This is a genomic window from Streptomyces sp. Pv4-95, from assembly GCF_045782725.1.
Lineage (GTDB): Bacteria > Actinomycetota > Actinomycetes > Streptomycetales > Streptomycetaceae > Streptomyces.
Window position 1 is genome coordinate 4974598 of record NZ_CP127172.1, and the last position, 12258, is coordinate 4986855.

General features: G+C 70.8%; 10 protein-coding genes and 1 riboswitch. Of the genes, 9 read left to right on the forward strand and 1 reads right to left on the reverse strand.

Translation table 11 applies throughout. The annotated features are described in order from the left end of the window. The first annotated feature begins 23 nt into the window (after nucleotides 1-23). The 9 genes from QOM21_RS21850 (at nucleotide 24) to QOM21_RS21890 (ending at nucleotide 11140) form a co-directional block, all read left to right on the forward strand. Nucleotides 24-1343 carry a cytochrome P450 gene (locus QOM21_RS21850; RefSeq protein ID WP_407555752.1) on the forward strand — a complete coding sequence of 440 codons (1320 nt, stop codon included), beginning with the start codon at nucleotides 24-26 and terminating at the stop codon, nucleotides 1341-1343. Between the two features lie 217 nt (nucleotides 1344-1560). Further along, nucleotides 1561-2655: a transglycosylase family protein gene (locus QOM21_RS21855; protein WP_407552471.1), complete on the forward strand. Its 1095-nt coding sequence runs from the start codon at nucleotides 1561-1563 to the stop codon at nucleotides 2653-2655. Nucleotides 2656-2865: 210 nt separating this feature from the next. After that, nucleotides 2866-3076, forward strand: a riboswitch (cyclic di-AMP (ydaO/yuaA leader). A gap of 7 nt (nucleotides 3077-3083) precedes the next feature. Next, the gene (locus tag QOM21_RS21860) at nucleotides 3084-3728 is read left to right on the forward strand and encodes a transglycosylase family protein (protein ID WP_407552473.1); all 645 of its coding nucleotides are present in this window, start codon (nucleotides 3084-3086) and stop codon (nucleotides 3726-3728) included. A 506-nt stretch (nucleotides 3729-4234) separates the two neighbouring features. After that, nucleotides 4235-5521, forward strand: a complete 1287-nt coding sequence (eno, locus tag QOM21_RS21865; protein WP_407552474.1) for a phosphopyruvate hydratase — start codon at nucleotides 4235-4237, stop codon at nucleotides 5519-5521. 138 nt (nucleotides 5522-5659) lie between these two features. Beyond that, nucleotides 5660-6112 (forward strand): septum formation initiator family protein, encoded by a 453-nt coding sequence (locus QOM21_RS21870; RefSeq protein WP_393892437.1) that lies wholly within the window; start codon nucleotides 5660-5662, stop codon nucleotides 6110-6112. A gap of 80 nt (nucleotides 6113-6192) precedes the next feature. Further along, a complete protein-coding gene (locus QOM21_RS21875) occupies nucleotides 6193-6735 on the forward strand; it encodes a DUF501 domain-containing protein (protein WP_407552476.1) in 543 nt (180 codons plus the stop codon). Further along, nucleotides 6732-7673, forward strand: a complete 942-nt coding sequence (locus QOM21_RS21880; protein WP_407552478.1) for an exopolyphosphatase — start codon at nucleotides 6732-6734, stop codon at nucleotides 7671-7673. The genes QOM21_RS21875 and QOM21_RS21880 overlap by 4 nt, the downstream gene beginning before the upstream one ends. Before the next feature lie 561 nt (nucleotides 7674-8234). Beyond that, nucleotides 8235-9626 (forward strand): NAD(P)/FAD-dependent oxidoreductase, encoded by a 1392-nt coding sequence (locus QOM21_RS21885; RefSeq protein WP_393892434.1) that lies wholly within the window; start codon nucleotides 8235-8237, stop codon nucleotides 9624-9626. A gap of 197 nt (nucleotides 9627-9823) precedes the next feature. Beyond that, nucleotides 9824-11140 (forward strand): class I SAM-dependent methyltransferase, encoded by a 1317-nt coding sequence (locus tag QOM21_RS21890; protein ID WP_407552480.1) that lies wholly within the window; start codon nucleotides 9824-9826, stop codon nucleotides 11138-11140. 79 nt (nucleotides 11141-11219) lie between these two features. Here the strand turns inward: QOM21_RS21890 and QOM21_RS21895 are convergent, their stop codons facing one another. Beyond that, nucleotides 11220-12248 (reverse strand): methyltransferase, encoded by a 1029-nt coding sequence (locus QOM21_RS21895; RefSeq protein ID WP_407552482.1) that lies wholly within the window; start codon nucleotides 12246-12248, stop codon nucleotides 11220-11222. Nucleotides 12249-12258 lie beyond the last annotated feature (10 nt).

Sequence of the window (12258 nt, forward strand, 5' to 3'; positions counted from 1 at the left end):
GTTACGGTCGGTGGGTGCACGACATGCCCGACGCCACCCCCGCCGACGCCCCCGCGAGCTGCCCGGCAGGCTCCGCGGCTCCGCCCGCCCCCGAGCTGTTCACCTGGGAGTTCGCCTCCGACCCGTACCCCGCGTACGCCTGGCTGCGCACCCACGCGCCGGTGCACAGGACCGCACTGCCCAGCGGCGTCGATGCCTGGCTGGTGACCCGCTACACCGACGCGCGGCAGGCCCTCGCCGACGCCCGGCTCTCCAAGAACCCCCGGCATCACAGCGAGGCCGCGCACGGCAAGGGCAAGGTCGGCATCCCGGGCGAGCGCAGCGCCAACCTGATGACGCATCTGCTCAACATCGACCCCCCGGACCACACCCGGCTCCGCCGCCTGGTGGCGAAGGCGTTCACCCCGCGCCGGGTCGCGGCCTTCGCCCCCCGGGTGCAGGAGCTGACCGACTCCCTCATCGACGACATGATCGCCAAGCAGCCGGACGCGGAGACCGGAGCGGCGGACCTCATCCACGAGTTCGCCTTCCCGCTCCCCATCTACGCGATCTGCGATCTGCTCGGCGTCCCGCGCGAGGACCAGGACGACTTCCGGGACTGGGCCGGGATGATGATCCGGCACGGCGGCGGACCGCGCGGCGGGGTCGCCAGGTCGGTGAAGAAGATGCGCGGCTACCTCGCCGAACTGATCCACCGCAAGCGCGAGTCCCTGGGCGACGAGGCGGACGAGGACCTGATCTCCGGCCTGATCCGGGCCTCCGACCACGGTGAGCACCTCAGCGAGAACGAGGTCGCGGCGATGGCCTTCATCCTGCTCTTCGCCGGCTTCGAGACCACCGTCAACCTCATCGGCAACGGCACCTACGCGCTGCTGCGCAACCCCGCGCAGCGCGAACTGCTGCAGAAGTCGATGGAGGCGGGGGACACCGAGCTGCTCGCCACCGGCATCGAGGAGCTGCTGCGCTACGACGGCCCGGTCGAGCTGGCGACGTGGCGGTTCGCGACGCAGGAGCTGACGCTGGGCGGGCAGCGCATCGCCGAGGGCGACCCCGTCCTGGTGGTGCTGGCCGCGGCGGATCGCGACCCGGAGCGGTTCCCCGAACCGGACACCCTCGACCTCACCCGGCGCGACAATCAGCACCTGGGATACGGGCACGGCATCCACTACTGCCTGGGCGCCCCGCTGGCCCGGCTCGAAGGGCAGACCGCCCTCGCGACGCTGCTGACCCGGCTGCCGGACATCCGCCTTGCGGCGGAACCTGATGATTTGCGCTGGCGCGGCGGTCTCATCATGCGCGGACTGCGGTCGCTTCCGGTGGAGTTCACGCCTCCGCGGCCCTGACCGGGGACGGGTCCGGAATTGACGCTCCGTCACCTGTGTGACCTTTACGTGATCTCCACTACACCGGCTTGTGACTACCCGTGACCCCGGCTACCTTTCGACCGAACCGAAGAGCTTCACCCGATCGGCGGAAGTCAAACCTGGTGCACCGGATGTATTGGTGCGCCGGACGCGGCCGGCGATCGGACAACTCCACCGCCGCGCGAAAGGCAACCGCATGCGTTCCGGGAACGGCCGACACAGGCGCCCCCGTCAAGCACCGGCCATCTTTGTCACGGCGGGGGTCACCGGCGCCGGCATCGCCCTGCCGCTGCTCGGCGCGAGTGGCGCACACGCCGCCGACACCGCGACGTGGGACCGCGTCGCGCAGTGCGAGAGCGGCGGGATGTGGAGCGCGGCCTCGGGCAACGGCTTCTACGGCGGCCTGCAGCTGACCCAGGACATGTGGGACGAGTACGGCGGCGCGGACTACGCCTCCCGCCCCGACCTCGCCAGCCGCTCCCAGCAGATATCCGTGGCCGAGGCGATCCTGGACGACCGCGGGCCCGACGCCTGGCCCAGCTGTGCGGTGAACGCCGGGCTGACCGCGGACGGCTCCTCGCCCGAGGTCGACCCGGGCGGCGTGAGCCTCCTCGACCCGGACCTCCTGGACCCCTCCGACGGCTCCGGCCCGTCCGACTCCTCGGACCCGTCGGACCCGTCGGACTCCTCGGACTCCTCGGACTCCTCGGACTCCTCGGGCTCCTCCGACTCCTCCGGCCCGTCGGAAGGCGACGAGCCGTCCGACGCGACGCCCTCCCCTGACGCGTCGGATCCCGCCGAGCAGTCCGGGCCCGCGGATTCCGATCCGTCCGACTCCGGCTCCCCGACGGCGGACGACCGGCGCGACGACTCCTCCCGTGGCGATGACCCCTCCCGTGCCGACGGCCGGGACGAGGGCGGCAGCCGCACCGACGGGACGGGCGCGCCGGATGACGCGTCCGCGGGCGGCGACTCCACGGCGGATGGGACGCCCGGCACGGGCAGGCACCGCGGCGGCGCCGAGGAGAGCGGTGAGGGCGCGGACGAGGCGGACGACAGCGGCCGCTCGTCGGGCCGGCACGCCTCCCGTGACGGTGACGCGCATCAGACCGGTCCGGCCGGCGGCGACTACACCGTGCGCGCCGGTGACAGCCTGTCAGCCATCGCGGAGGCCCGTGAGGTGCCCGGTGGGTGGCCCGCCCTCTACGACCGCAACGAGGGCGTCGTCGGCGCCGACGCCGACCTGATCAAGCCGGGGCAGATCCTCGATCTCGGGCACATCGAAGGGTAGTTCGCTCACCTTCGCCCCCTTTTGGGAAAGTGAGACAAGGCTCTCGTTCCGGGGTGCGGCGTCCAGCTCCCGCGCCGTTCCCAAACCTGGGTCCACCTGCAGAAATGGGTGCACCCTATGATCAAAAACGGTCAACTTGGTTCAGATGGTGGGGTTTGAACACCAAGGGGGTTACTGCTTACGGTCAGGACCGCTCGCCAAAGCGGGCCCTTCGATCACACGCCGAATCCTGCCGGTGGTCGAAGGCGGTCGACGCGCAAGCGCCGAAGGCAGGAGCGGGGGACCCAAGGTAAGCGCCGGCCCCACCCGTGAAAGCGGGTCAACCGGCTTGGGGTGAAGTCGCATGTCATGTACACGCGGCCGGGCAACTCACATGGCCCGAACCCGACAGCTCACCTCGCAGGCGTCGGTGAGGAAACGAACGAACCATGCTGAACAACAAGGGCAAGCACCGTCGTCCCTCCAAGGCCGTCCGCGTCGCCACCCTCGCCGGTGTCGCCGGTGCTGCCGTGGCCGTCCCGCTCATGGGCGCCTCCTCCGCCTCCGCCGCGTCCGTCGAGACCTGGGACGCCGTCGCCCAGTGCGAGTCCGGTGGCAACTGGTCGATCAACACCGGCAACGGCTACTACGGCGGCCTGCAGTTCTCCAACTCCAGCTGGGCCGCCGCCGGTGGCACCCAGTACGCCGCGCGCGCCGACCTGGCCACCAAGAGCCAGCAGATAGCCGCCGCCGAGAAGCTGCTCGCCATCCAGGGCCCGGGTGCCTGGTCCTGCGCCGGCGCCGGCAACCTGACCGCCGGTGGCCCCTCCCCCGACCTCGACACCTCCGGCGACGCCCCGCAGGGCAACACCGGCGAGAAGGCCGAGAAGCCTGCGCCGGCCCCCGCGCCCGAGAAGTCGAAGCCGGCCCCGAAGTCCAACGCCTCCGGCAACTACACCGTCAAGGCGGGCGACACCCTCGCCAAGATCGCCAAGGCGCACGGCACCACCTGGAAGGCGCTCTACTCGGACAACAAGTCCGTCATCGGCGGCAACCCGAACCTGATCATCCCCGGCCAGAAGCTCGACGTCTGAGCCGACCCCTGCACAGGGGCGCCGAGGACCTCACCGTCTCCGGCCGGCCGGGTGGTCCGTGCGTACGGCGGTACGCACGATCCGCCCGCCCCGGCTGAGGGGTCCGGGGCCGGGCAGCCGGTGTGAACGAACCGGGGACGGACCGCTCTCCCCACGCCGTCCCCCGTGACCATCGCGTCCATCGCGTCTGCCCTCCGCTCCACCCGCTCGTGCAGGAGACCGCCCCGCGGCGGCGCGCCATCCCCCATCGCGCCGCGGCGGGGCTTCTCCATGTCGGCGGCCCGGATTTCGCGTCGCGGAAGAGGGTGCGCACCCGTCCCCGGCAGGCGGTCTTGACCAGCATCGTCAGGCAACTTTTCCCGCTCGGCGAACAATGTGGCGAAACCTCCCATGAGCTGGGCTTTTGGGCCTCTTTTCGTCCCACTGAGCGGGCCGAGGGCGAACGGATGCGCCCAAGGCCGTTAGGCTCGTGCTGCAGAACTCCAGACACCCATGAAGGAGACAACGTGCCGTCCATCGACGTCGTCGTAGCCCGCGAAATTCTCGACTCGCGAGGTAATCCCACGGTCGAGGTCGAGGTCGGCCTCGACGACGGCAGCACGGGCCGTGCCGCCGTTCCGTCCGGCGCCTCGACCGGTGCCTTCGAGGCCATCGAGCTCCGTGACGGCGACCCGAGCCGCTACATGGGCAAGGGCGTGGAGAAGGCCGTCCTGGCCGTCATCGAGCAGATCGGCCCGGAGCTCGTCGGCTACGACGCGACCGAGCAGCGGCTGATCGACCAGGCGATGTTCGACCTGGACGCCACGGACAACAAGGGCTCCCTCGGCGCCAACGCCATCCTCGGCGTCTCCCTCGCCGTCGCGCACGCCGCCTCCGAGGCCAGCGACCTCCCGCTGTTCCGCTACCTCGGTGGCCCGAACGCGCACGTCCTGCCCGTCCCGATGATGAACATCCTCAACGGTGGGTCGCACGCCGACTCCAACGTGGACATCCAGGAGTTCATGATCGCCCCGATCGGCGCGGAGTCCTTCTCCGAGGCGCTGCGCTGGGGCGCCGAGGTCTACCACACCCTCAAGAAGGTCCTGAAGACCAAGGGTCTGGCCACCGGTCTCGGCGACGAGGGCGGCTTCGCCCCGAACCTCGGCTCCAACCGCGAGGCCCTCGACCTCATCCTGGAAGCCATCAAGGAAGCCGGTTACGCCCCCGGCCAGGACATCGCCCTGGCGCTCGACGTCGCCGCCTCCGAGTTCTACAAGGACGGCGTCTACCAGTTCGAGGGCAAGGAGCGCTCGGCCGCCGAGATGACGGAGTACTACGAGGGGCTCGTGGCGGACTACCCGCTCGTCTCCATCGAGGACCCGCTGTTCGAGGACGACTGGGCCGGCTGGAACGTCATCACCGAGAAGCTCGGCTCCAAGGTGCAGCTCGTCGGCGACGACCTGTTCGTCACCAACCCCGAGCGCCTGGCCCGCGGCATCGAGGAGAACTCCGCCAACGCGCTGCTGGTGAAGGTCAACCAGATCGGCTCGCTGACCGAGACCCTGGACGCCGTCGAGCTGGCCCAGCGCAACGGCTTCAAGTGCATGATGTCGCACCGCTCCGGCGAGACCGAGGACGTCACCATCGCCGACCTGGCCGTCGCCACCAACTGCGGCCAGATCAAGACCGGTGCCCCGGCCCGCTCCGAGCGCGTCGCCAAGTACAACCAGCTGCTGCGCATCGAGGAGATCCTCGACGACGCCGCCGTCTACGCCGGCCGCTCCGCCTTCCCGCGGTTCCGCACCGCCAACTGACGCGAGCGCAGCGCACCACTTCGAAGCGTCCCCGGCAACGGTCCCGTACCGTTGCCGGGGACGGCTTTGCTTGCGACGCCCGCAGGGCGGCGGAGCCGGCGCGTAGTGTGCACCGTCCGGTGATCAAGGGGAGGCGATGTGTCCGCGGACCGGTTCTCGACCGCGACCCGACTCAAGGCGCTCGGCGAGCAGGCCGCCGCCCGGGTCTACCGCGCCCGGCCGCCCCGCCGCAACCGCCTCACCGGCCGCGCCGCCCTGCTCGCCCTGGTGATGTGCTCGTTGGTCGTCGCCCTCGCCTACCCCATAAGGCAGTACGTCTCCCAGCGTTCGGACATCGCCGACCAGCGCCGCAAGGCGCAGGAGGCCGGCCGGGAGCTGAACCGGCTGCGCGACGAGAAGGCCCGCTGGCAGGACCCGGAGTACGTCCGGCAGCAGGCCCGCCGGCATCTGCACTACATCGCGCCGGGTGAGACCGGATATATCGTCCAGGACGGCCCCCGCACCGGTGCGGTGCGCAAGGCGCCGGCAGCCGCACAGCGCCCCTGGTACGAGAATCTGTGGGACGGCGTCGACTCCGCCGACCGGCGGTAGCGCCGCCGCACCGCCCCAGTCCGCCTCGTTCCGTCCGGCCCGTCACGTCCCCCGCACCACCGACCTCACCGAAAGCGCACATGGACACCGCCCCGCCCCAGACCGAGCCCACCGAGCCCACCGCCGAGGACATCGCCGCCTTCAAGGAGCAGTTGGGCCGCCCGCCGCGCGGGCTGCGCGCCATCGCGCACCGCTGCCCCTGCGGCCAGCCGGATGTCGTCGAGACGGCGCCGCGCCTGGAGGACGGCACCCCCTTCCCCACGCTGTACTACCTCACCTGCCCGCGTGCGGCCTCCGCGATCGGCACGCTGGAGGCCAACGGCGTGATGAAGGAGATGACCGAACGGCTGGCGAGCGACCCGGAGCTGGCCGCCGCCTACCGGGCGGCACACGAGGACTACATCCGGCGCCGGGACGCCATCGAGGTGCTCCAGGGCTTCCCGAGCGCGGGCGGTATGCCCGACCGGGTCAAGTGCCTGCACGTCCTGGTCGGCCACTCGCTCGCGGCCGGGCCGGGCGTCAACCCGCTCGGTGACGAGGCCATCGCGATGCTGCCGGAGTGGTGGGCGAAGGGGCCGTGCGTGTCGCCGTGCCAGGACACCCCCGAAGGAGATGCCGAATGAAGCGGGTCGCCGCCATCGACTGCGGTACGAACTCCATCCGGCTGCTGGTCGCGGACGTCGATCCGGCGACGGGCGAGCTGAAGGACCTGGACCGCCGGATGCAGATCGTCCGGCTGGGCCAGGGCGTGGACCGCACCGGGCGGCTCGCGCCCGAGGCGCTGGAGCGCACCTTCGCGGCGTGCCGCGAGTACGCCGCGGTGATCAAGGGCCTGGGGGCCGAGCAGCTCCGGTTCGTGGCGACCTCCGCCTCGCGGGACGCCGAGAACCGTGCGGACTTCGTCCGCGGCGTGGTCGACATCCTGGGCGTGGAGCCCGAGGTGATCACCGGCGACCAGGAGGCGGAGTTCTCCTTCAACGGCGCCACCAAGGAGCTCGCGGGCCGTGCCGACGTCGAACCGCCCTATCTGGTGGTGGACATCGGCGGCGGCTCGACCGAGTTCGTGCTCGGCTCCGATTCGGTGCGTGCCGCGCGGTCGGTGGACGTCGGCTGTGTGCGGATGACCGAGCGGCACCTCCTGCGGGACGGCGAGATCAGCGACCCGCCGTCCCCCGGCGATATCGCCGCCATGAAGACCGACATCGCCGCGGCGCTGGACCGGGCCGAGGAGACGGTGCCGCTGCGCGAGGCCACGACGCTCGTCGGCCTGGCCGGCTCCGTGACCACGGTCGCCGCCATCGCCCTGGGGCTGGACCACTACGACTCCGAGGCGATCCACCACGCCCGGATCCCGCTGGCCAAGGTCCGGGAGATCACCGGGGATCTGCTGACGTCCACCCACGCCGAGCGTGCGGCGAGCCCGGTCATGCACCCCGGCCGGGTCGATGTGATCGCCGCGGGCGCGCTCGTGCTGCTGTCGATCATGGAGCGGGTGGGCGCGGAAGAGGTCGTCGTCAGCGAGCACGACATCCTGGACGGAATCGCCTGGAGCGCCGCCTGAGCGCTCTTCCACGTGTACGGCCCCGGCAGCCACGGCTGCCGGGGCCGTCGCGTGAGGCGGGCGCTCACGCCACCCCTGGGCACCGGGGCGCGCGACGGCTCGGCGGTCATGAGTGCGCGAGGGCGTGGAAAGCAAGGCACCGGCCTCGAAATCCCGTCGTTTGAGCGGGTGGTGTCGCGTCTGAGCGTCGCGAAGGGGGCTTCGAGGGGGTCTCCGCGCGGGTCGTCGGAGAAAGTTCGTGAAATCCTTCACATGAAAAAGGCGCTCGATGGGCGAACAAGGTGGCCGTAACGGCCGCATTCGAAGGCTCCGAGCCTCGACGACCCGAAGAATGCGCGATTTCAGGGGTGTTACAAGTATCCGGCCGCGGCGGGTGGTTCAGGCGCCCGGCGCCTCACAATCCCTGATCAACAGGGGTCTCCAACGCTTCGCCCTACACGGTGGTTCCCCGGTCGCGCTATGGCGTCGGTCACGAAGCCGGCGGAGTGTAGCAGACACCTCTGCACTGCTTGTGAAGGGGCTCACGAGCGACCCCCCATGTGGGGGTGGATACTCGATTGCATGAGCACCACGGAGCGTCCCCGGATCCTCGTTGTAGGCGGTGGGTACGTAGGCCTGTACGCGGCACGTCGCATCCTCAAGAAGATGCGGTACGGCGAGGCGACCGTCACGGTCGTCGACCCGCGCTCGTACATGACGTACCAGCCCTTCCTCCCTGAAGCTGCGGCCGGCAGCATCTCTCCCCGCCACGTCGTGGTTCCGCTACGACGCGTGCTGCCCAAGGCGGAGGTTCTCACCGGCCGGGTCACCACCATCGATCAGGACCGCAAGGTCGCCTCGATCGCCCCGCTGGTCGGCGAGGCGTACGAGCTGCCCTTCGACTACCTGGTCATCGCGATGGGCGCGGTCTCCCGCACCTTCCCGATCCCCGGCCTGGCCGAGAACGGCATCGGCATGAAGGGCGTGGAAGAGGCCATCGGCCTGCGCAACCACGTCCTGGAGCAGCTGGACAAGGCCGACTCCACGACCGACGAGGACGTCCGCCGCAAGGCGCTGACCTTCGTCTTCGTGGGCGGTGGCTTCGCGGGTGCGGAGACCATCGGCGAGGTCGAGGACATGGCCCGCGACGCCGCGAAGTACTACAGCAACGTCAAGCGCGAGGACATGCGCTTCCTGCTGGTCGACGTCGCCGACAAGATCCTCCCCGAGGTCGGCCCGAAGCTCGGTGCCTACGGCAAGGAGCACCTCGAAGGCCGCGGCGTCGAGGTCTACCTCAAGACCGGCATGGACTCCTGCGTCGACGGTCATGTCGTCCTGAACAACGGCCTCGAGGTCGACTCCAACACCATCGTGTGGACCGCGGGCGTCAAGCCGAACCCGGCCCTGTCCCGCTTCGGTCTGCCGCTCGGCCCCCGTGGCCACGTCGACACCCAGGCCACCCTGCAGGTGCAGGGCACGGACTACATCTGGGCCGCGGGCGACAACGCCCAGGTGCCCGACCTCGTCGGCCGCAAGGCGGGCAACGAGAACGCCTGGTGCCCGCCGAACGCCCAGCACGCGCTGCGGCAGTCCAAGGTCCTCGGCGACAACGTGGTCTCCGGCATGCGGGGCTTCCCGCAGAAGGAGTACAGCCACGCCAACAAGGGTGCGGTCGCCGGTCTCGGCCTGCACAAGGGCGTCGCGATGATCGTCATGGGCAAGATGAAGATCAAGCTCAAGGGCCGTCTCGCCTGGTACATGCACCGCGCGTACCACGGCATGGCGATGCCGACGTTCAACCGCAAGATCCGCGTCTTCGCCGACTGGACCCTTGCCATGTTCCTCAAGCGCGAGGTCGTCTCGCTCGGCGCCATGGAGAACCCCCGCGAGGAGTTCTACGAGGCGGCCAAGCCGGCCCCCGCACCGGCGGCCCCGGCCACCTCCGGCGACAAGCCGAAGGCCAAGGCTTCCTGAACCTCCGGTCGGTACTCCGACCAGCCCGAAGGGCGTCCGCCATCCGTGGGGCGGACGCCCTTCGGCGTGTCCGCTCTGGCGGGACACGGGCGTTTTGCTGTTCCCTTACGTAGAACGGGACTACACCGGCGCCCCATTGGCGTTTACGTGGTGGGTGAAACTTCTTCGCCCGGCTCGTCAACACGGAGGTGTGCGACATGGCAGAAGCCGCTGGACGGCTCACCAAGCTCGCCGAGGAGGTGCTGGGAGTTCCCCTCCCGGTCCGCATCCGCGCCTGGGATCGCAGCGAGTCCGGCCCGCCGGGGGCACCCACACTCGTCATCCGCAACCGCCGCGCACTGCGCCGCCTCCTGTTCAAGCCGGGCGAACTCGGCCTGGCCCGCGCCTGGGTGGCCGGTGACGTCGACATCGAGGGCGACCTCTACACGGCGCTCGACCTGCTCGCCGAACTGATCTGGGAGCGCGGCACCGCCGCCCCCGAACCGCGCCGCGCCGCCGCCCTGCGCACCCTCGCCCGCCCGGAGGTCCGCGCCGCCGGCCGGGAGTTGCTGTCGCTGGTCGGCCTCCCGATACCGCCCGCCCCGCCGGCCGAAGAGGCCAGGAACCGCCGCGGGCCGCTGCACACCCTGCTGCGCGACAAGGAAGCCATCAGCCACCACTACGACGTCGGCAACGACTTCTACGCCCTGGTGCTCGGCCCGTCCATGGTCTACTCCTGCGCCTACTGGCCGGCCGCCGACGCCGGCGCCACCCTGGAGGAAGCCCAGCGCGACAAGCTCGACCTGGTCTGCCGCAAGCTCGGGCTCAAGGAGGGGCAGCGGCTGCTCGACGTGGGCTGCGGCTGGGGCTCGATGGTGCTGCACGCCGCGCGCGAGTACGGCGTACGGGCGGTCGGCATCACCCTCTCCGAGGAGCAGGCGGTCTTCGCCCGCAAGCGGATCGCCGAGGCCGGGCTCGCCGACCGCATCGAGATCCGGGTGCAGGACTACCGCGAGATCCACGACGAGCCGTTCGACGCGATCTCCTCGATCGGGATGGCCGAGCACGTCGGCCGGACCCTGTACGCCGAGTACGCCCGCGCCCTGTACGCCCTCCTCAAGCCCGGCGGGCGGCTGCTCAACCACCAGATCGCCCGCCGACCGATCACCGACGAAGAGGCCTACCACGTCGATGAGTTCATCGACCGCTATGTCTTCCCCGACGGTGAGCTGGCGCCCGTCGGCCGGACCGCGGGGGCACTGGAGGACGCCGGCTTCGAGGTGCGCGACGTCGAGGTCCTGCGAGAGCACTACGCGCTGACGCTGCGCAGCTGGGTGGCCAACCTGGAGGAGCACTGGGCGGAGGCGGTCACGCTCACCACCCCGGGCAGGGCCCGGGTCTGGCGGCTCTACATGGCCGCGTCCGCGCTGTCCTTCGAGCGCAACCGGATAGGGGTCAACCAGGTGCTGGCGGTGCGCACGCCGGAGTCCGGTGCGTCCGGGGTGCCATTGCGCGCCCGTGCCTGGGAGGGATGAGGCGGCGCTGTAGACAGACAGGCCGAGGGGACGGGCAGGGCGCCGGGGGAGGACCTCTCCCGGCGCCCTGCCGCCGCGTTCACTCCGGCACGGCGCAGTCGAAGGCGTGCAGATACGCGTTGACCGGCAGGATCTCGCGGAGGGTCAGGCCGGCCTCGGTCATGCGGCTGACGAGGCTCTCCTTGGTGTGCTTGGCGCCGCCGACGTTGAGGAGCAGCAGCAGGTCCATGGCCGTGGTGAACTTCATCGAGGGGCTGTCGTCGATGAGGTTCTCGATGATCACGACCCGGGCGCCGGGCGGGGCGGCAGCGACGACGTTGCGCAGGGTCGTGCGGGTGCTCTCGTCGTCCCACTCCAGGATGTTCTTGATGATGTAGAGGTCCGCCCGGACCGGGATGTCCTGGCGGCAGTCGCCGGGCACGATCCGCACCCGGGGGGCGAGCGGGCCGCCGTCGCGGAGCCGGAGATCGGCGTTCGCCACCACGTCCGGCAGGTCCAGCAGCGTGCCCTCGACCGTGGGGTGCTTCTCCAGCAGACTGGCCAGCACATGGCCCTGGCCGCCGCCGATGTCCGCCACCGACGCCGCCCCGGTCAGGTCGAGCAGCTCTGCGATGTCCTCGGCCGACTGTCTGCTGGAGGTGGTCATGGCGCGGTTGAAGACCTGCGCGGAGTCCTTGGCGTCCTGGTGGAGGTAGTCGAAGAACCCCTTGCCGTACAGGTCGTCGAAGACGCTGCGGCCCGAGCGCACGGCCTCGTCCAGCCGCGGCCACGCCTCCCAGGTCCACGGTTCGGTGCACCACAGGGAGATGTACCGAAGGCTGTTGGGGGCGTCGTCCCGCAGCAGCCGGGACATCTCGGTGTGGACGAACGCCCCGTCCGCGGTCTCCTCGAAGATCCCGTAGCAGGACAGGGCGCGCAGCAGCCGGTGCAGCGGCCGGGCCTCGGTGTGCACCGCGACGGCCAGTTCCTCCGCGGTCGCGGGCGCGTCGCCGAGGGCGTCCGCGACGCCGAGCCGGGCCGCCGCGCGTACGGCGGCCGCGCACGCCGCTCCGAAGACCAGCTCCCGCAGCCGCATCGCCGGCGGGGGTGTGGGGCTAACGGTGGTCATGCCGCCTCGA